At 70.5% G+C, this 17,981-nt stretch carries 19 protein-coding genes; 9 read left to right on the forward strand and 10 right to left on the reverse strand.

The features are described 5' to 3' along the window. Positions 1-89 precede the first annotated feature (89 nt). Together OG381_RS31505 and OG381_RS31510 are read left to right on the forward strand one after the other, a co-directional pair. A complete protein-coding gene (locus OG381_RS31505) occupies positions 90-464 on the forward strand; it encodes a F0F1 ATP synthase subunit epsilon (protein ID WP_046262507.1) in 375 nt (124 codons plus the stop codon). A 129-nt stretch (positions 465-593) separates the two neighbouring features. After that, positions 594-1,040 carry a DUF2550 domain-containing protein gene (locus OG381_RS31510; RefSeq protein ID WP_327719418.1) on the forward strand — a complete coding sequence of 149 codons (447 nt, stop codon included), beginning with the start codon at positions 594-596 and terminating at the stop codon, positions 1,038-1,040. A 25-nt stretch (positions 1,041-1,065) separates the two neighbouring features. On the opposite strand, the gene OG381_RS31515 is transcribed toward OG381_RS31510, so the two are convergent. From OG381_RS31515 to OG381_RS31525, 3 genes are all read right to left on the reverse strand, one after another. Further along, complete coding sequence (locus OG381_RS31515; protein ID WP_327719419.1) at positions 1,066-2,892, reverse strand: glycoside hydrolase family 18 chitinase; 1,827 nt, start codon at positions 2,890-2,892, stop codon at positions 1,066-1,068. Positions 2,893-3,041: 149 nt separating this feature from the next. Then, complete coding sequence (locus tag OG381_RS31520) at positions 3,042-3,683, reverse strand: response regulator transcription factor (protein WP_327719420.1); 642 nt, start codon at positions 3,681-3,683, stop codon at positions 3,042-3,044. Further along, positions 3,680-4,870 (reverse strand): sensor histidine kinase, encoded by a 1,191-nt coding sequence (locus tag OG381_RS31525; RefSeq protein WP_327719421.1) that lies wholly within the window; start codon positions 4,868-4,870, stop codon positions 3,680-3,682. The genes OG381_RS31520 and OG381_RS31525 overlap by 4 nt, the downstream gene beginning before the upstream one ends. Positions 4,871-5,022: 152 nt before the next feature. On the opposite strand from OG381_RS31525, the gene OG381_RS31530 reads away from it, so the two are divergent. Next, positions 5,023-5,556 carry a hypothetical protein gene (locus OG381_RS31530; protein WP_327719422.1) on the forward strand — a complete coding sequence of 178 codons (534 nt, stop codon included), beginning with the start codon at positions 5,023-5,025 and terminating at the stop codon, positions 5,554-5,556. Here OG381_RS31530 and OG381_RS31535 read toward each other — a convergent pair. From OG381_RS31535 to OG381_RS31545, 3 genes are read right to left on the reverse strand one after another with little or no spacing between them, the layout of a single operon-like run. Continuing rightward, complete coding sequence (locus OG381_RS31535; RefSeq protein WP_327719423.1) at positions 5,553-6,125, reverse strand: cob(I)yrinic acid a,c-diamide adenosyltransferase; 573 nt, start codon at positions 6,123-6,125, stop codon at positions 5,553-5,555. The genes OG381_RS31530 and OG381_RS31535 overlap by 4 nt on opposite strands. 13 nt (positions 6,126-6,138) lie before the next feature. Then, entirely contained in the window at positions 6,139-6,888 is a 750-nt protein-coding gene (locus OG381_RS31540) for an ABC transporter permease (protein WP_327719424.1), read from the reverse strand. 13 nt (positions 6,889-6,901) lie between these two features. After that, positions 6,902-7,684, reverse strand: coding sequence for an ABC transporter ATP-binding protein (locus OG381_RS31545; RefSeq protein ID WP_327719425.1), 783 nt, complete (start codon positions 7,682-7,684; stop codon positions 6,902-6,904). Positions 7,685-7,764: 80 nt separating this feature from the next. Here OG381_RS31545 and OG381_RS31550 point away from each other — a divergent pair, with 80 nt between their 5' ends. From OG381_RS31550 to OG381_RS31565, 4 genes are all read left to right on the forward strand, one after another. After that, positions 7,765-8,406, forward strand: a complete 642-nt coding sequence (locus OG381_RS31550; RefSeq protein WP_327719426.1) for a TetR/AcrR family transcriptional regulator — start codon at positions 7,765-7,767, stop codon at positions 8,404-8,406. A 136-nt stretch (positions 8,407-8,542) separates the two neighbouring features. Further along, complete coding sequence (locus tag OG381_RS31555) at positions 8,543-9,391, forward strand: 3-hydroxyacyl-CoA dehydrogenase family protein (RefSeq protein WP_307025789.1); 849 nt, start codon at positions 8,543-8,545, stop codon at positions 9,389-9,391. Between the two features lie 150 nt (positions 9,392-9,541). Next, a complete protein-coding gene (locus OG381_RS31560; protein ID WP_307025787.1) occupies positions 9,542-9,865 on the forward strand; it encodes an STAS domain-containing protein in 324 nt (107 codons plus the stop codon). A 254-nt stretch (positions 9,866-10,119) separates the two neighbouring features. Further along, positions 10,120-12,648: an ATP-binding protein gene (locus OG381_RS31565; protein ID WP_327719427.1), complete on the forward strand. Its 2,529-nt coding sequence runs from the start codon at positions 10,120-10,122 to the stop codon at positions 12,646-12,648. A gap of 103 nt (positions 12,649-12,751) precedes the next feature. Here the strand turns inward: OG381_RS31565 and nucS are convergent, their stop codons facing one another. Then, complete coding sequence (nucS, locus tag OG381_RS31570; RefSeq protein WP_307025783.1) at positions 12,752-13,435, reverse strand: endonuclease NucS; 684 nt, start codon at positions 13,433-13,435, stop codon at positions 12,752-12,754. Between the two features lie 249 nt (positions 13,436-13,684). Here nucS and OG381_RS31575 point away from each other — a divergent pair, with 249 nt between their 5' ends. Beyond that, on the forward strand, positions 13,685-14,077 hold the full coding sequence (locus tag OG381_RS31575; protein WP_327719428.1) for an SCO5389 family protein: 393 nt from the start codon (positions 13,685-13,687) through the stop codon (positions 14,075-14,077). 84 nt (positions 14,078-14,161) lie between these two features. Here the strand turns inward: OG381_RS31575 and OG381_RS31580 are convergent, their stop codons facing one another. Continuing rightward, positions 14,162-15,190 (reverse strand): LLM class flavin-dependent oxidoreductase, encoded by a 1,029-nt coding sequence (locus tag OG381_RS31580; protein ID WP_327719429.1) that lies wholly within the window; start codon positions 15,188-15,190, stop codon positions 14,162-14,164. Positions 15,191-15,412: 222 nt separating this feature from the next. On the opposite strand from OG381_RS31580, the gene OG381_RS31585 reads away from it, so the two are divergent. Next, a complete protein-coding gene (locus OG381_RS31585) occupies positions 15,413-15,736 on the forward strand; it encodes an ATP/GTP-binding protein (RefSeq protein WP_327719430.1) in 324 nt (107 codons plus the stop codon). Here the strand turns inward: OG381_RS31585 and OG381_RS31590 are convergent. Both OG381_RS31590 and OG381_RS31595 read right to left on the reverse strand, forming a co-directional pair. Then, complete coding sequence (locus OG381_RS31590) at positions 15,733-16,611, reverse strand: ABC transporter permease (protein WP_307025776.1); 879 nt, start codon at positions 16,609-16,611, stop codon at positions 15,733-15,735. The two genes, OG381_RS31585 and OG381_RS31590, sit on opposite strands and share 4 nt — an antisense overlap. Next, on the reverse strand, positions 16,608-17,930 hold the full coding sequence (locus OG381_RS31595; RefSeq protein WP_327719431.1) for an ABC transporter ATP-binding protein: 1,323 nt from the start codon (positions 17,928-17,930) through the stop codon (positions 16,608-16,610). Before OG381_RS31595 ends, OG381_RS31590 begins: the two co-directional genes overlap by 4 nt. Positions 17,931-17,981 lie beyond the last annotated feature (51 nt).

The following is a 17,981-nucleotide window of genomic DNA, read 5'->3' on the forward strand; positions in this document are numbered from 1 at the left end:
GCGGGGCACGTCCCGCCCCCTCTTTCACGCCTACTAGACTTGTAACCAACACCCGGCCGAACCGCCGGGTGGTGACCCGAGGAGCCACCTTGGCTGCTGAGCTGCACGTCGCGCTGGTCGCGGCCGACCGAGAGGTCTGGTCCGGCGAGGCCACCCTGGTCGTCGCGCGCACCACGTCCGGCGACATCGGCGTCATGCCCGGTCACCAGCCGCTGCTCGGTGTGCTGGAGTCGGGCCCGGTGACCATCCGTACGAGTGATGGTGGAACGGTCGTCGCCGCGGTGCACGGCGGTTTCATCTCGTTCGCGGACAACAAGCTGTCGCTGCTGGCCGAGATCGCCGAGCTGTCGGACGAGATCGACGTCCAGCGCGCGGAACGCGAGCTGGAGCGGGCGAAGGCGGAGGGTGACGCCGCCGCCGAGCGTCGCGCGGACGTACGGATCCGTGCGGCGGCGACGCGCTAGTCGGCGCGTCACGCCTATGACGTCACTCAGCCGCGGCTGGGACCGGAGCAATCCGGCCCTGGTCGCGGCTGAGGCAAATGTGGATGTTTTTTCCATTCCGTTACCGAGTAGACGAGGAGGTCGGTGTCGATGGCCCTCGCTCTGACTGTGTGCGGAATCGTCGTGGCACTTGTTGTGCTGGGACTGTTCGTCTTCGGCCTTCGTCGCAGACTCATCCAGCGCTCCGGCGGCACCTTCGACTGTTCGCTGCGCTGGGACGTCCCGGAGAAACCCGACACCAACGGCAAGGGCTGGAGCTACGGTGTCGCCCGCTACAACGGCGACCGCATCGAGTGGTACCGCGTCTTCTCCTACGCCTACCGCCCGCGTCGCGTCCTGGAGCGCGCCGCGATCGAGGTCGCCGGGCGCCGGCTGCCGGAGGGCGAGGAGGAGCTGGCACTGCTCTCCGATGCCGTGATCCTGACCTGTCTGCACCGGGGCACGCGGCTGGAACTCGCCATGAGCGAAGACGCGCTGACCGGTTTCCTCGCGTGGCTGGAAGCAGCCCCGCCCGGTCAGCGCGTCAATGTCGCCTAGGTCCTACTGACGGTCGTCAGCCTGCTTACGACAGCCCGCTGTTGATGGCGCTCACCAGCTCACCGTTGCCGGTGTCGCCGCTGAACTCCCAGAAGAACGCCCCGCCCAGGCCCTGGTTCTTGGCCCAGGTCATCTTGGTGCCGATGGTGGCCGGGGTGTCGTACGACCACCAGTTGTTGCCGCAGTAGGCGTACGCCGTGCCCGCGATGGTGCCGGTGGCCGGGCAGGACGTCTTGAGGACCTTGTAGTCCTCGATGCCCGCCTCGTAGGTGCCCGGGGCCGCGCCGGTCGCCGTGCCGCCGGGGGCGGCCTGGGTGACACCGGTCCAGCCACGGCCGTAGAAGCCGATGCCGAGCAGCAGCTTCTTCGAGGCCACGCCCTTCGACTTCAGCTTGGCGATCGCGTCGGCGGAGTTGAAGCCCGCCTGCGGGATGCCGGAGTACGAGGTCAGCGGCGAGTGCGGGGCCGTCGGGCCCTTCGCGTTGAAGGCGCCGAAGTAGTCGTACGTCATCACGTTGTACCAGTCGACGGAGGCCGAGGCGCCGCCGTAGTCGGCTGCGTCGATCTTGCCGCCGGAGGAGCCGTCGGCCGTGATGGCCGCGGTGACCAGGTAGTTCGAGCCGAACTCGGTGCGCAGGGCCTGCATCAGGTTCTTGAAGGCCGCGGCGCCCGAGGTGTCACAGGTCAGTCCGCAGGCGTTCGGGTACTCCCAGTCGATGTCGATGCCGTCGAAGACATCGGCCCAGCGCGGGTCCTCGACGACCGCCTTGCAGGACTTGGCGAAAGCGGCCGGGTTGGCCGCGGCCTGGCCGAAGCCGCCGGAGTAGGTCCAGCCGCCGAAGGAGTACAGCACCTTGATGTGCGGGTACTTGGCCTTCAGCTGGCGCAGCTGGTTGAAGTTGCCGCGCAGCGGCTGGTCCCAGGTGTCGGCGGTGCCGCTGACGGACTGGTCGGCGGTGTAGGCCTTGTCGTAGGCGGCGTAGGTGTCGTCGACGGTGCACTGACCGTTCTTGACGTTGCCGAACGCGTAGTTGATGTGCGTGATCTTCGCCGCGGAGCCGGAGCTGACCAGGTTCTTGACGTGGTAGTTGCGGCCGTAGACGCCCCACTCGGTGAAGTAGCCGAGCTTGACCTTGTCACCGGTGGGCGGCGGCTCGGTGGTGCCGCCGGTGGTGCGCACCGCGCGGGCGCCGCTGACCGGCCCGGTCTGGTCGGCGGTGTCGCGGGCCTGGACGCTGTAGGAGTAGTCGGTGCCGGCGGTCAGGCCGGTGTTGGTGTACGACGTCGTGGTCACGGTGGCGACCTTGGTGCCGTCGCGCAGGACGTCGTAGTTCTTGACGCCCTTGTCGTCGGTGGCGGCGCTCCAGGAGAGCTTCACCGAGGTGTCGGTGATGTCCGAGGCGGTGGGAGTGCCGGGGGCGCTCGGCGCGCTGTCGCCGGGGGTCGAGGTGCCGCCGTCACAACTGCCGCCGTTGAGCTTGCAGTTGGCGGGGGAGCCGGACCCGGAGCCGTTGAAGCCGAAGGAGACGGAGGCGCCGGGGGCGAGGGTGCCGTTCCAGGACTTGTTCTTGGCGGTCCAGTGGGTGCCGGAGGAGGTGACGTCGGCGTCCCAGGCGGAGGTGACGGATGTGCCGGAGGGGAAGTCCCACTCGACGGTCCAGGAGCTGAGGGCCGTGTCGCCGGTGTTCTTGACGGTCCACTTGCCTTCGAAACCGGTGCCCCAGTCCTGCGGCTTGGCGTAGGTGGCGGTCGCGGATGTCGCGGCCTGGGCGGGGCTCGCGAGGCCGACGAGGCCGGCGAAGGGGAGCACCAGGGTCGCTATCCCTGCCGCCACTCTGTGTCTGAAGCGCATGTAGCGCCTCCTTGTCTGATTTTTCGGGGCGCCTGAGCCCTTGGGGAGGGGTGTTGGGGCGCAACTGAGCCTTCACGCCCACGGTGCGGCGAGAATAGAAAGGTCTGGACCACGGGTCAATAGGTCTGGACCACTCAGTATGCGATCGCTCAGACACCCAACTCCTGCGCCAGCACCGCGGCTTGCACGCGGCTGCGCAGTTCCAGCTTCCCCAGCAGTCGGCTGACGTGCGTCTTCACTGTCGCCTCCGCCATGTCGAGACGGGTCGCGATGTCCGCGTTGGACAGTCCCTCGCCCAGACAGGACAGCACCTCGCGTTCCCGGCGCGTGAGGGTGTTCAGCACCGCCGGGTCGGCGCTCGGCTGCCGGACCGGCCTGGCGGCGAACTCGGAGATCAGCCGCCGGGTGACGGCCGGAGCGACGATCCCCTCGCCCCGCGCCACCGTACGGACCGCTTCCACCAGGTCCCTCGCCTCCGTGTTCTTCAGCAGGAACCCGGCCGCCCCGGCCCTGAGCGCCCCGAACACATACTCGTCGAGGTCGAAGGTGGTCAGCACGAGGACGTCCGCGAGCCCCTCCTCCGTGACCTTCCGGGTCGCCGACACCCCGTCCAGACGCGGCATCTGTACGTCCATCAGCACCAGGTCGGGCCGCAGTTCCCGGGCCAGCGCGACCGCCTGCTCGCCGTCCGCGGCCTCGCCGACCACCTCGATGTCGGGCGCGCTGCGCAGGATGAGGACCAGCCCGGCGCGGACGGCGGACTGGTCCTCGGCGACGAGCACGCGGATCATGCGGGATCTCCTTCAGCGACGTCGGCGACGGGCAGGATGGCGCGTACGGCCCAGATCTTGCCGTGCGCCGAGCTCTCGGGGCCGGACTCGAAGGTGCCGCCGAGCAGCGCCGCCCGCTCCCGCATACCCACCAGACCGGCGCCGGAACCGGGCGCGCTCGGCCCGTCGCGGTCGCCGTACGGGCTGGTCACGGCGATGGCGAGGGAGCCGTCCGCCTGGCGCAGCAGCACGGTGACCCGGCCGGGGCAGGCGTGCTTGAGGGCGTTGGTGAGGGACTCCTGGACCATCCGGTAGGCGGCGAGCTCGACGGGGGCCGGCAGGGTCGTGCCGTGCTCGGCCTCCAGCGTGACGTCGAGGCCGTTGGCGCGGGCGTCGTCGACCAGGACGCTGAGGCCGTCGAGGGTGGGGACCGCGCTGGGCGCACTGTCGCCCTCCCGCAGGATGCCGATCAGCCGGCGCATCTCCTCGAGTCCCTTGACGCTGTTCTCGCGGATGACGCCGAGGGCCTGCCGGGACGTCTCCGCATCGTCCAGCGACAGCGCGGCGGTGGAGTGGATGGCGATCGCCGACAGATGGTTGGCGACCATGTCGTGCAACTCCCGTGCCATCCGGGCGCGTTCGGCGACGACGGCCTGGGTGCGGTCCATCTCGGCGAGCAGGGCGGTCTGTTCGGCACGCAGGCGTGCGGCCTCGGCGGCGTCGCGGTGGTTGCGGACGATCCAGCCGGTGGCCGCGGGTCCGTACGCCACGACACCGACGACCACGCCGATCAGCAGCGCCTCCGGCACCCGCCACACCGCGAACGGCACCAGCGTCCCGGCCACCGTGAGCAGACCCGTGATCCACTGGATGCGCCGTGCCGAGGCGAGCGGACCGTACAGGACGGCCGCGTAGACCACGTCGGTGAACATCAGCACCGACGCGAGGCTGCCCTGGGTCACCAGGTCCGCGCAGATCGCGACCGTGCCGGTCAGCAGAGCCGCGCGGGGCGCCGTGCGGCGCAGCAGCTCGCAGCCGGCCAGCACGGTGAGCGGCACCAGCACCGGCCAAGGACCGTCGAAGAGGGTGATCGGATCGTCGGACCGCCGGGTGCCGAGACCCGCGAGGACGAGCAGCAGCCCGCCGAGCAGCCCGCCGGCCGCGATGTACACGTCGAAGCGGTGCGGGCGGGGGAGTCGAACGGCCATGTCCCCATGAAACACGGCCCGCGCGGCGCCCGCCTGATCCCCGGGGACGGTCCTGGACTGCATCTTTCGATGTACGGCGACTTCGTCAGCGGCGACGACGAAAGCGGCGGCGCGCACCGGGAGCCTGGAAGGGTGACTGAGGGGAGCGAGCCGTGATCGTCGGACTGATCGTCGCCTGCGAGGTGGCGTTCTGGGTGCTGCTGGCCGCGGGCCTGGCCTTCCGGTACGTCTTCGGGATGCCGCGGGTGGGGCTGGCCCTGCTGCTGTGCGAGCCGTTGCTGGAGCTCGTGCTGTTCACCGTCACCGCGGTCGATCTGCGCGGCGGCGCCGAGCCCGACTGGAAGCACGGCCTGGCCGCCGTCTACATCGGCTTCACCGTGGGCCTCGGCCACTCCACGATCCGCTGGGCCGACGCCCGCTTCGCCCACCGCTTCGCGGGCGGCCCGCCGCCGGTACGGCCGCCGAAGTACGGCACGGCCCGCGCCGTCCACGAGTGGAAGGTCGCGGGCCGCTGGATCCTCGCCGCGGTCGTCGCCATGGCGCTGCTCCAGGGGGCGATCTGGTACGTCGGCGGCGAGGGCGGAACCGAGTCGCTACGGGCCTGGCAGCAGCGCATGGTGTGGCTGATAGGCATCAACGTGATCATCGCCGCCGGCTACACCCTGTTTCCCAAGCGCGAGCGTTAACGCTCCCCGCCCGGGACCCAGAGCACGTCCCCGACGTCCTTGTTGGCCGAGCGGGCAAGGATGAACAGCAGGTCCGACAACCGGTTCAGGTAGGTCGCCGTCAGCGGGTTCATCACCTCGCCGTGCACCTCCAGTGCGGCCCACGTGGAGCGCTCGGCACGTCGTACGACCGTGCAGGCCTGGTGCAGCAGGGCCGCACCCGGAGTGCCGCCGGGCAGGATGAAGGACCGGAGCTTCTCCAGCCGCTCGTTGAAGTGGTCGCAGTCCGCCTCCAGCTTGTCGACGTAGAACTGCTCGACCCTGAGCGGCGGGAACTCCGGGTTCTCCACGACCGGCGTCGACAGGTCCGCGCCCACGTCGAACAGGTCGTTCTGCACCCGGGTGAGGACCTTGACGATCTCCTCGTCGAGTCCGCCCAGCGCGATCGCCGTGCCGATCACCGCGTTCGCCTCGTTGGCGTCGGCGTACGCCGAGATCCGCAGATCGGTCTTGGCGACCCGGCTCATGTCGCCGAGGGCGGTGGTGCCCTGGTCGCCGGTCCTGGTGTAGATGCGCGTCAGATTGACCATGAGGTCAGCGTAGTTACGCCCCGGCCGTTCGGAACACGCGTGTGCCCACCGTCACGGCGAGTGCCGTGAGGGCGAGGGCGACCAGCACGCCGTACGCCATGTGCGCCGAGGCGTAGGAGCCGACGTAGGCGTCCCTGACCGCGTCCACCAGATAGCGGAACGGCACGAAGTGCGAGAGGACGTCCAGCCAGCCCGGGCCGAGGGTCATCGGGAGCATCAGGCCGGACAGCAGCATCATCGGCATCGTCAGGGCGTTGACCGCCGGACCGAACTCGCCCGGCGTGTGCAGCTTCATGGCCAGCGCGTACGACAGCGAGGCCAGCGACACCGTCAGCAGCGCGACGAACGCGAAGCCGATCAGGATGCCGGCCAGCGGGGCCCGCAGCCCCATCGCCAGCGCGGCCAGCACGAGCAGCACCGCCTGGAGGACGAAGACGGTGGCGTCGCGCAGTACCCGCCCCAGCAGCAGCGCCAGCCGGCTGACCGGCGTCACCCGCATCCGCTCCACCACTCCCTGGCTCTTCTCGACGATGATCGCGAACCCCGCGAACGAGGCGCCGAACAGACCGAGTTGAAGCAGCAGCCCGGGCACCAGCATTTGCCAGGAGCTGCCCGCCCCGCCCAGCGGGAGATCGGTGAGCAGCGGGCCGAAGAAGAGGAGGTAGAGCAGCGGCATCAGCACGCCGAAGAGCAGGGCGAAGCGGGACCGCAGCGACTGACGGAGATAGCGGCCGTAGATCAGCGCGGTGTCGTGGAGAAGCATCGTCGGGGGATTCCTATACGGCTACGGGGGCGGCGTCGGCCGGTGTGGCGCTGCGGCCGGTGATGGCGAGGAAGGTGTCCTGGAGGGAGGCGTCGATCGAGCCGCCGTACTCCAGCTTGAGCGCGGTCGGTGTGCCCTCCGCGACGACCACGCCCTTGTCGACGACGACCAGGCGGTCGGCGAGGGCGTCGGCCTCGTCCAGGTAGTGGGTGGTCAGGAAGACCGTGGTGCCGTGCTCGTCGCGCAGCCGGCGGACCAGGTCCCACAGGTCGGCCCGGCTGCCGGGGTCGAGTCCGGTGGTGGGTTCGTCGAGGAAGAGCACCTTCGGGCGATGGGTGAGGGCCATGGCGATGTCCAGGCGGCGGCGCTGACCGCCCGACAGCGCCCCGCACTTGCGGTCGAGCAGCCCGGTCAGATCCAGGTCCCGGGCCAGCTCCTCGGCCCGTTCGGCCGCCCGGGTCTTCGTCAGGCGGTAGAGGCGGCCCTGGGTGACCAGTTCCTCCCGCACGGTGATCTGCGGGTCGACCCCTCCCGACTGGGCCACATAGCCGCAGGCCCTCCGCACCCCGGCGGGGTCGGTGGCGAGGTCGTGGCCGGCGACGGTGGCGGCGCCGCCGGTGGGTTTCAACAGGGTCGTGAGCATCCGCAGGGTGGTGGTCTTCCCGGCGCCGTTCGGGCCGAGGAAGCCGAGGATCTCGCCCTCGCGGACCCTCAGGTCGATGCCGCGGACGGCCTCCACCGGGCCGAGTTTCGTCTGGAAGGTACGGGCCAGGCCCGCCGTACTGATGACGGTCATGGCCACAGAAAAACAGAGTCTCTTAAATTTTGCAATGACCCCAAAGTTTCAGAGAGTCCAGCGAAGCTAGGATGTGGACCATGGCTGAAGGGCTCAGGGAGCGGAAGAAGCGCGAGACGAGACAGCGGATCTCGGACATCGCCACCGGGCTGTTCCTGGAGCACGGGTTCGTGACCGTGACCATCGCGGAGGTGGCGGAGGCCGCCGATGTCTCCGTGAACACCGTCTACAACTACTTCCCGGCCAAGGAGGACCTCTTCTTCGACCGCTCCTCCGGCGTCGTCGAACAGCTCTCGCGCTGGGTGCGCGCCCGGGACGTGGGGGAGTCGGCCGCGCGGGCCGTGCTGCGCGAGCTGCGCGCGGAGGCGGAGGCGGTCTCGCCCCGGATCGGCCTCATGGCGGGCTACGACCGTTTCATGCGCTGCATCCACGAGGCGCCGCCGCTGCGCTCCCGGCTGTGGAGTCTCCAGCAGGAGATCCACGACCACCTCGAAGCGACCCTCCGGGAGGCGACCGGTGCCGCCGACGCGGACCCGCTGCCGGGGCTGATCGCCGGTCAGATCTGCTGGGTCCACTCGGAGGTGTTCGTGCACGTGGGGCGTGAGATGGTCGCCGGGCGCAATCCGGACGAAGTGTCACGAGAGGTGCTGACGCTTCTCGACGACATCGAGGAGCTGTTGAGCGAGAACGTGCTCAACTACGCCGTACGTGACCACCGATGAGCCGTGCCGGTGTGATGTCCGTCAGATGAGACGTGACGCGCATTACTAACCCGCCACACAGCACCTCACGCCCGCTAAGGTCCGCCGAAGAGGCAGATGTCAACAGCGTGTAAGGCGTTCGAAGGGGAGTCGCACAGTGGCACGGAAGCTTGCCGTCATCGGCGCCGGCTTGATGGGTTCCGGGATCGCCCAGGTCTCCGCTCAGGCGGGCTGGGACGTCGTCCTGCGGGACGTCACCGACGAGGCGCTCAAGCGTGGCACCGACGGCATCAAGGCCTCGTACGACAAGTTCGTGAGCAAGGGCAAGCTGGAGGCGCACGACGCCGACGCCGCCCTCGGCCGGATCACCGCCACCACCGACCTGGACGCCGCCGCGGACGCCGACATCGTCGTCGAGGCGGTCTTCGAGAAGCTCGAGGTCAAGCACGAGATCTTCCGTGCCCTCGACAAGATCGTGCGCGAAGACGCCGTGCTCGCCTCCAACACCTCCGCCATCCCGATCACCAAGATCGCGGCGGCCACCGAGCGCCCCGAGCGGGTCGTCGGGGTGCACTTCTTCTCGCCGGTGCCGATGATGCAGCTCGTCGAGCTCGTCCGCGGCTACAAGACCAGCGACGAAACCCTCGCCACCGCCCGGGAGTTCGCCGAGTCCGTCGGCAAGACCTGCATCGTCGTCAACCGGGACGTCGCCGGCTTCGTCACCACCCGGCTCATCTCCGCCCTCGTCGTCGAGGCGACCAAGCTCTACGAGTCGGGCGTCGCCACCGCCGAGGACATCGACCTCGCCTGCAAGCTGGGCTTCGGCCACGCCATGGGCCCGCTCGCCACCGCCGACCTCACCGGCGTCGACATCCTGCTGCACGCCACGAGCAACATCTACACCGAGACCCAGGACGAGAAGTTCGCCCCGCCGGAGCTGATGCGCCGGATGGTTGACGCCGGTGACATCGGGCGCAAGAGCGGGCAGGGCTTCTACAAGCACTGAAACCGCACAGGCCCCTGAGGTATCACTCCCGGGGGTGAATTCGGTATCGGTTCGCTTACAGACGGCAACCTCTGACCGTCCAACTCAGTCAGACGTTGCATCACCGGACATCACATTCGCGGAGCACGAGACGCACCACGGGGAGCGCATATGTTCATCAGGGGCGACCACGCCGAGCTGGTCGTCGGGGGCCGCCTCGACGTCCGCAGCGCGGCGGACGCCCGTACGGTCCTGCACACGGCCGTCGACGACGGAGTCGGCGACCTGGTGCTGGATCTGTCCGAGCTCGACTCCTGGGACGCCACCGGACTCGGGGTGATCATGGGGGCCCACCGAAGGGCCGGCCGCTGCGGCCGGCGCCTGGTGCTGCGCGAGGTACCGCCGCAGCTCCAGCGCCTGCTGGTGGCCACCCGACTGCACCGGATCCTGGCGATCGAGGGCGGCATCGGGGTGGAGTCACTGCCCCGGGTGTGACCCCTTGTGTGAATGCGGTGTGAGGGCCGGGTGCTGCGGCTGTGAAGCGCAGGTCGCGCACAATCCTCACGAGACTGTGACGTCTCGGACGGCGCGGTACCCCGGGCTGTCGTAGATACTGTGCGAAGGTTTAGGGTTCGGTCGCCCGCTGAGTGAACATCCCTGAACGAGCGGGCCCGGACCAGAAGCGACAGCGCGGTGTGCAGCAAGGCCGGGAGGGGCTCGGCACACGACGCTTTTGGGGGGCTTGACCTATGGACCCGAACAACCGGGGACCCGAGGAGTACGGCCATGACGGTGACGGCGATTCGCCGCGCCAGCGCCCGCCCAGGGACCCCCTCACACCCGACTTCGGCCAGAGCCGACCCGCCCTGGCTCGCACGGTGCAGCTGGTGTCCGGCGACTACCTGCTCACCGTCAACCCCGTCGACGGCAGCGAGATAGAGGTCTGCCCGCCAGGCGAACGGCCCTCGCGGCCCCGGAAGCTCAGCGCCACCGAACGCGCCGAGCTGGACCGCGCGGCCAAACCGCCCGTGCCGGCCGGCCTCAACCGGCCCGCACTGCACCTCCTGGCCCGCCAGGACGAGCGGGAACGGCTGGTACGCCTGCTCGCCCGCGGCCGTTCCGTACGTCTCACCGGCCCCGCCGGCTCCGGTCGCACCAGCCTGCTCGACCTTCTCGCCGAGGACTGCTCGGACCTCGCCCCCGACGGCGTGATCCGGCTGACCGGCTTCCATCGCACGGCCGACGACCTGCTGTACGACCTCTTCCACGCCGTCTTCGACGCCCCCCTGCACCGGCCCGCACGGGACGAGCTGCTCGGCTACGTCCGGGAGATAGGCGCGGTCGTCATCCTGGACGACGTCGAGTTCGGCGGGGCCGCGCTCGACGAACTCCTGGACGCCACCCCCGAGTGCGCCTTCCTGGTCGCCACGACACCGGACGTGCCCGCGCCGTCCGCCGACTCGGCCATCGAGGAGGTCTTCCTCAGCGGCCTGGACCGGGCCGGCGGCGTGGAACTCCTGGAGCGCGGTGTCGGCCGGGTCCTCACCGAGGAGGAGGCCAACTGGGCCGGCGACCTCTGGTTCGAGTCCGAGGGGCTGCCGCTGCGCTTCGTCCAGGCCGGCGCCCTGCTCCGGCAGCGCGACGAACTGCGGGCCAGCGCGGAGGCCTTCGACGAGTTCGGCGTCTTCCAGGAAGCCCAGGTCGACGCGCCCTTCGAGGCCGGCGACGGACACGACGTACCGCTGCCCTCGCTCGCCGAGGGAGCCGCGCCCGCGGCCCTGCTCGCCACCCGGCTCAGCGACTCGGCCCGCGCCGCACTGCGGTTCGCCGTGGCGCTCGGCGGCGAGGTGCCGCACCAGGCACATCTGCCCGCCCTCGTCGGCGACACCCATGCGGACGCCGCCCTCGGCGAACTGCTGGGCTGCGCGCTGGTCTCCCCGGTCGGCTCCCGCTACCGGCTCGCCGCCGGGGTGCAGGCCCAGCTGGAGGCCGCCGGATACGGCACCGACACCGAGGCCCAGGCCCTCGCCGCCGCCCGGCACTACGCCTGGTGGGCCGGGCATCCCTCGGTCACTCCCGAGCGGGTGTGCGCCGAGGCGGACGCCGTGCTCGCCGCGCTCGGCATCCTCGTGCCGACCGCCGTCCCGCCCGCCGAGGACGAGGAGTCCGTCACCGTCCAGCTGGCCCGCACGGCGGCGCCCGCGTTCGCCGCCGGGCTGCACTGGAGCGCCTGGGAACAAACCCTGCAGCTCGGGGCCGAGGCCGCCCGGGTCGCCGGTGACGGGAGTGAACGGGCCTACTTCCACCACGAGTTGGGTGTCCTCGCGCTCTGCGCCGACCAGCTCGACCGGGCCCGCTCCGAACTGGAGGCCTCCGTCGGGCTGCGCGGCGCACTCGCCGACAAGCGCGGCACGGTCGCCGGCCGCCGGGCTCTGGCGCTGGTCTCCGACCGCTCCGGCGCCCCGCTCGCCATCGGCGCGACGGCCGGTGAAGAGGTGCCCGACGCCCGGTCCGAGGAGTCCCAGTCGCCTCCCGGGGGCGTCCCCACGGCCTTCCCGCCGCTCCAGTCGCCGTTCGACAGCTCGACCCTGGTCACCAACCGGGTCCCGGCGGCCCCCGTTCCCAACCGCAAGGCCCGGGGCGGTCTGAAGGGTCTGGCCCGCCGCAACCTGGTCGCGGCCGGCGCGGGCGCGCTGCTCGCGGCGGTGCTCGGCACGGTGGTGACGCTCGGCGCCACCTCCAACCCCGACAACGACGGCCCGTCCACCAAGGTCGGCCCCAACCCGTCGGCCAGCCAGGACCTGAACGACGGCAGTCTGGGCGCCGACGTGCCGAAGAACGGCGACGAGGGCGACACCGGCGAGGCCACCAGCCGGCCGACCGACCCGGGCCCCGACGGCACCTACGGCACGTCCGACGACCCGACCCCGACGGACACCGCGGAGCCTTCGGACGACCCGAGCGGGACGAAGGGGACGGGCGGGCCGTCGAGCTCGCCGAGCAAGCCGCCGACGACGAAGCCGCCGACCTCGACCTCGAAGCCGCCGACCTCCAAGCCGCCGACGGAGTCTCCGGATCCGACGCCGACCGAGACATCCGAGCCGCCGTCGCCCACGACGAGCCCCACGCCGGATCCTTCGGACGAGCCGTCCACCTCCGACTCGGCCAGCGGCCCCGCCGCGTCCAGCGCACCGGCGAGCACCTCCGCCGGCGTCCCGGCGAGCAGTGGCGCGGGTTCGCCCAGCGCCACGGGCTCGGCGTCGAACGCGGTGATCTGACGCCGGTACGGCAGCACAAGAAGGCCGGGTCCTGGAGACAGGACCCGGCCCTCTTCGCCGTAGAAGAACCGCCGTAGAAGAACCGCCGTGGCAGAAGGACCCGTCAGAACAGCCGCAGCTTGTCGTCCTCGATGCCGCGCAGGGCGTTGTAGTCGAGGACCGTGCAGCCGATGCCGCGGTCCGTGGCCAGGACGCGGGCCTGGGGCTTGATCTCCTGGGCCGCGAAGACGCCGCGGACCGGGGCGAGATGCGGGTCGCGGTTCAACAGCTCCAGATAGCGGGTGAGTTGCTCCACGCCGTCGATCTCGCCGCGCCGCTTGATCTCGACCGCGACGGTCTGGCCCTCGGCGTCCCGGCACAGGATGTCGACCGGGCCGATGGCCGTCATGTACTCGCGGCGGATCAACGTATAGCCGTCGCCGAGGGTTTCGATGCGGTCGGCGAGCAGTTCCTGAAGGTGTGCTTCCACGCCGTCCTTGATCAGGCCGGGATCCACACCCAGTTCGTGCGAGGAGTCGTGGAGGATCTCCTCCATGGTGATGATCAGCTTCTCGCCGCCCTTGTTGACGACGGTCCAGACGCCCACGGCGCCCTCGGGAAAGTCTCCCGATTCCTCCTTCAACGTGCAGGGCGGCGACATCCAGTTCAGGGGCTTGTAGGCCCGGTCGTCCGCGTGGATCGACACGCTGCCGTCCGCCTTCACCAGGATGAGACGGGGGGCGGACGGGAGGTGGGCGGTGAGCCGGCCCGCGTAGTCCACGGAGCACCGGGCAATGACGAGACGCATGGTCGGCAACGCTACTCGACGGGCCCGGGTCCACGCGATTCGCCCCAGAAACGCGATGTTCTTTTGTGGCCGATTGTGTCCCCAACCAGGGCTCTCTATGTACGCGTTCGCCTGGTGCGGTCACCGTCCGTTGCTTACCGTAGTAACCGGGAGGTCGCGGAGCGTGCACTCAGAGTGTCCAGATTCGCGAACTCCCTTACCTGTCCGGCAACCCCTGAATACCTGTTCGGGGGTGCGAGAGGAGAACCCATGTCGCTCGACGTCTCACCGGCCCTACTCGAGAAGGCCGAGCGAGGCGAGGTCGACGAAGCGGAATTCGTCGACTGCGTCCGGACCTCCCTGCCCTACGCATGGGAGATGGTCAGCTCCCTGGTGGCCCAGCTGAAGGTCGACGGCGGCAAGTTCGCCGACAACCAGACGCCTCCGCCGGACGAGCAAGCACGCGGTCAGCTGCTGCGTGCGCTCGCGAGTGACGCGATACGCGGCGCGCTGCAACGGCACTTCGGGGTGCGACTGGCTTTCCAGAACTGCCACCGTGTGGCGGTGTTCCCGCTGGACGGCTCGGTGGACGAGTCACTGGCCCGTTTCACCTCGGTCCGTAGCCAGCTGCTCAATCAGTCGCCGGAGTTCCGGGACTGCTGACAGCGAACTGCTTGCTTGCCGCCCCGTACGCGGGAGGTGCATCAGGTACCGGGGCGGCAGGCACGGCGGGTGCGAAACGCACGGTCAGCCGAGGTGGGGGAGCACCTCGGCACCCAGCCGCCGGACGTTCTCCTCCGTCGCCGCCAGATCCCCCGAGCCCTCCGTGAGCAGGGCGAAGCGGGTGATCCCGGTCCGCTCGCTGGTCGCCGCGAGCCGGTCGGCGCAGAGCCGCGGAGTGCCCACCGGGTGCAGCCCGCAGAGCAGTTCGGTGTACGCCACCGGGTCGCGCATCGATCGATGCCGGCCGTCGACGGTCACATGGGCCTCCAGGCCCTGCCGCAGCCAGCCCGGCATCGCCTTCACCAGGGTCTCCACCGCGTCCGTGCGCCGGTCCGCGATCTGGCAGACCCCGGCCGAGACATGGGCGGCGCCCCGCACCTCCTGCGGCGAACGGCCCGTCGCGCGCGCGTGGGTGCGCCACAGGGAGACCATCTCGGCCTTCTCCTCGTCCCCCACGTGCATCCCCAGCAGCATCGGCAGTCCACGCTCGGCGGCCAGCCGCACACTCGCCGGGGAGGTGCACGCGACGACGACCTCGGGCCCCGGCTCCTCCGACAGGGACTCCGACGGCCGTGGTACGACGGGTACTTCACGGAAGGTGAAGCGCTCCCCGGAGGCACCCACCGACGGTTCGCGCAGCCAGCGCACCAGCAGATCGAGTGATTCCGGGAACCCCGTCTCGTACGCCTCCAGGCCCGCGCCGAACACCTCCAGGTCGACCCACGGCCCGCCGCGCCCCACGCCCAGCGAGAACCGTCCGCCGGACGCGATGTGCAGCAGCGCGGCCTGCTCGCCGAGGGCGACCGGGTGGACGGTGGGCAGCACGCTGACCGCGGTGCCGACCCTGAGACGACTGGTGCGGCCCAGCAGTAAAGCCGCCAGGGTGATCGCCGACGGACAGGTGCCGTACGGCACGAAGTGATGCTCGGCCAGCCAGACCGAGTCGAGCCCGGCCTCCTCGGCCACCTCGGCCGAGCGGACCGCGCGGTGCAGCGCCTCCCCCTGGCCCTGCCCCGGGAACTGGGCCGCCAACACGAAACTTCCCACGTGCATTGCTTTTCCTGCTTCCTTGGCTCCGACGCGGAGCTCCCCCACCCGGCATAACCGTCTGACACGTGCCGAGGACACGGCCTGCCGAAGAGATACTCGGATTGTCTGCAGAATGGACCGATATGAAGGGGCACTTGTGGGGGTTGGTCCCCTACGCCTACCCAGGCTCGTGCCGCGTAGGCTGGACACGGCCCATGCTTCCTGTATAGCCCCGTGAGGTGTCCTGTGTCCCCGCGTCGCAACCGACCCAAAGGAGCCGACCCCTCAGGCGGGGACGACCGCTCGGGGCGTTACGGCGGTTTCCAGTCCTCCGAGAGCTGGCAGGGCGAGGAGTGGAACATCCGCCATGTGCCGGGGGCGAGTGCCCAGGGCAAGTCCTACCGCTGCCCGGGCTGCGACCAGTTGATCCCCGACGGCGTCCCGCATGTGGTGGCCTGGCCGGACCACTCGGGCGTCGACGAGCGCCGGCACTGGCACAAGGCGTGCTGGAACGCGAAGGACCGCCGCACCACGCGGGTGCAGCGGTCCCGTAACGCGCCGAGGTTCTAGACGTCCCGCTGGTTGAGGAGGGCGTAGGCGCCGGCGAACGCGGCGGCCGTCACCCCCGCGATGATCCACAGCGGGTCCCAGCCGGAGGGGCCGGTCTCGGTGAGCGAGTTGGAGTAGAAGACGCTCAGCTGGTTCGGGATGGAGTACTCGAACAGGGCCGTGCGCAGGTCCTCCAGCGAGGACGAGAACATGAACAGGGCGATGACCAGCGGCGCCAGCACCAGGCCGATCATGATGGTGATGGCGCCCGCCGAGTGCCGGATGATCGAGCCGACGACCAGCGAGAGCAGGCCGAGCAGCGCGATGTAGAGCGAGATGCCGAGGGTGCCCTTGAGCCACTCGCTGCCGGAGGGGTCCTTCACACCGGTGCCGTCGAGGAGGGCCACGTCGGCGAGGGCGACCAGCAGGACCGACACGAACGTGACGACGAAGGCGACCAGGAAGAAGACGACGGCCTTCGCGGTCAGCACCCGGCCACGGCTCGGGCACGCGGTCATCGTCGTGCGGATCATGCCGGTGCCGTACTCGGAGGCGGTGGTCAGCACGCCGAGCGTGATCACGCACATCGTGCCGAGCAGCAGTCCGAAGAAGCCGAACGACAGCGGGTTCTCACCGGACAGATCGCCCTCGGTCGCGCTGCTCGACACCACGGCGGCGGCGAGCAGGCCGATACCGACGACCAGCAGCACGAAGACGCCCAGCGTCCACATCGTCGAGCGCACCGAGCGGATCTTCGTCCACTCCGAGGCGATCGCGTGCCCGAGGTGCGTGCGCACGACCGGGATCGGCGAGGTGTACGCGGCGTACGAAGGAGCGGGCGCCGCCTGCCAGTCGGGTGCGGCGGCCTGCGGCATCGGGGGCTGGGGCGTACTCATCGGGCGTCCTCGGACTTCGTCAGGTCGGCGGCGGGCGCGGGGGCCGGGGCGGGTGCGGTGGGCTGCGGTGCGGCCGTGGGCGGCGCGGGGGCCGCGGCGGGCGCGCTCGGGGCGGGCTGCCGGTCCGCGGGCGGGGCCGCCGGGACGGAGGGCTGCGCCGGGGCCTGGGGGGCCTGGGGAGGCGTCTGGGCGTACGGGTTGGGCTGATCCGCGGCGGGGGCGGCGTACGGGCCCGCCGGGGGCTGCCCGGTGCCGTACGCGCCGGCGGGGGCGCCCGCGAGCGGCCGGCCGCCCTGCTGCGGCGGCGGAGGCGCGTACCAGCCGGGCTGGCCCTGGCCCGGGACCGGCATCGGGGGCTGCGCCCCCGGCGGGAGGAGCTGCTGGAGGCCCGCCTTCTGGTCGGTCGTCGAGCGGTAGTCGACGGCGCCCTGGGTCATCCGCATGTACGCCTCTTCCAGCGAGGCCTGGTGCGGGGAGAGCTCCCACAGGCGTACGTCCGTGTCGTGGGCGATGTCGCTGATGCGGGGGAGCGGCAGACCCGTGATGCGCAGCGCGCCGTCCTGCTCCGGCAGCACGTGCCCGCCCGCCTCCGTCAGCGCGGACGTCAGCTTCTCGCGCAGCTGCGGGTCGGTGTCGGGGGTGCGTACGCGCGCGAAGCCGGCGGAGTTCGCGGCGATGAAGTCCTGCACGCTCATGTCGGCCAGCAGCTGTCCGCGCCCGATGACGATCAGGTGGTCGGCGGTCAGCGCCATCTCGCTCATGAGGTGCGAGGAGACGAAGACCGTACGGCCCTCCGCCGCGAGCGACTTCATCAGGTTGCGCACCCAGAGGATGCCCTCGGGGTCGAGGCCGTTGACCGGCTCGTCGAACAGCAGCACCTGGGGGTCGCCGAGCAGTGCGGCGGCGATGCCGAGCCGCTGGCCCATGCCGAGGGAGAAGCCCTTGGAGCGCTTCCTGGCCACGTCCTGGAGTCCGACCACGCCGAGCACCTCGTCCACCCGGCGGGCCGGGATGCCGGACAGCTGGGCGAGGCAGAGCAGATGGTTGCGGGCGTGCCGGCCGCCGTGCACGGCCTTGGCGTCGAGCAGCGCGCCCACCTGCCGGGGGGCGTTGGGCAGCTTGCGGTACGGGTAGCCGCCGATCGTCACCTGTCCCGACGTGGGATTGTCCAGACCGAGGATCATCCTCATCGTCGTCGACTTGCCGGAGCCGTTGGGGCCCAGGAAACCGGTGACGGCGCCGGGCCGTACCTGGAAGGAAAGGTTGTACACAGCGGTCTTGTCGCCATATTGCTTGGTCAGGCCGACTGCCTCGATCATGCTCCGCACCCATCGAAAGGTTCAGGACAGCAGGGCACACGCCCCCGTAAG

This window comes from Streptomyces sp. NBC_00490, assembly GCF_036013645.1.
Lineage (GTDB): Bacteria > Actinomycetota > Actinomycetes > Streptomycetales > Streptomycetaceae > Streptomyces > Streptomyces canus_F.

Coding starts and splice junctions, on each gene's coding strand:
- OG381_RS31580 (WP_327719429.1), bottom strand. CDS start 15,190: ATGCACGTGGGAAGTTTCGTGTTGGCGGCCCAGTTCCCGGGGCAGGGC.
- OG381_RS31510 (WP_327719418.1), top strand. CDS start 594: ATGGCCCTCGCTCTGACTGTGTGCGGAATCGTCGTGGCACTTGTTGTG.
- OG381_RS31535 (WP_327719423.1), bottom strand. CDS start 6,125: ATGGTCAATCTGACGCGCATCTACACCAGGACCGGCGACCAGGGCACC.
- OG381_RS31590 (WP_307025776.1), bottom strand. CDS start 16,611: ATGAGTACGCCCCAGCCCCCGATGCCGCAGGCCGCCGCACCCGACTGG.
- OG381_RS31560 (WP_307025787.1), top strand. CDS start 9,542: ATGTTCATCAGGGGCGACCACGCCGAGCTGGTCGTCGGGGGCCGCCTC.
- OG381_RS31595 (WP_327719431.1), bottom strand. CDS start 17,930: ATGATCGAGGCAGTCGGCCTGACCAAGCAATATGGCGACAAGACCGCT.
- OG381_RS31545 (WP_327719425.1), bottom strand. CDS start 7,684: ATGACCGTCATCAGTACGGCGGGCCTGGCCCGTACCTTCCAGACGAAA.
- OG381_RS31525 (WP_327719421.1), bottom strand. CDS start 4,870: ATGGCCGTTCGACTCCCCCGCCCGCACCGCTTCGACGTGTACATCGCG.
- nucS (WP_307025783.1), bottom strand. CDS start 13,435: ATGCGTCTCGTCATTGCCCGGTGCTCCGTGGACTACGCGGGCCGGCTC.
- OG381_RS31515 (WP_327719419.1), bottom strand. CDS start 2,892: ATGCGCTTCAGACACAGAGTGGCGGCAGGGATAGCGACCCTGGTGCTC.
- OG381_RS31540 (WP_327719424.1), bottom strand. CDS start 6,888: ATGCTTCTCCACGACACCGCGCTGATCTACGGCCGCTATCTCCGTCAG.
- OG381_RS31565 (WP_327719427.1), top strand. CDS start 10,120: ATGGACCCGAACAACCGGGGACCCGAGGAGTACGGCCATGACGGTGAC.
- OG381_RS31520 (WP_327719420.1), bottom strand. CDS start 3,683: ATGATCCGCGTGCTCGTCGCCGAGGACCAGTCCGCCGTCCGCGCCGGG.
- OG381_RS31550 (WP_327719426.1), top strand. CDS start 7,765: ATGGCTGAAGGGCTCAGGGAGCGGAAGAAGCGCGAGACGAGACAGCGG.
- OG381_RS31575 (WP_327719428.1), top strand. CDS start 13,685: ATGTCGCTCGACGTCTCACCGGCCCTACTCGAGAAGGCCGAGCGAGGC.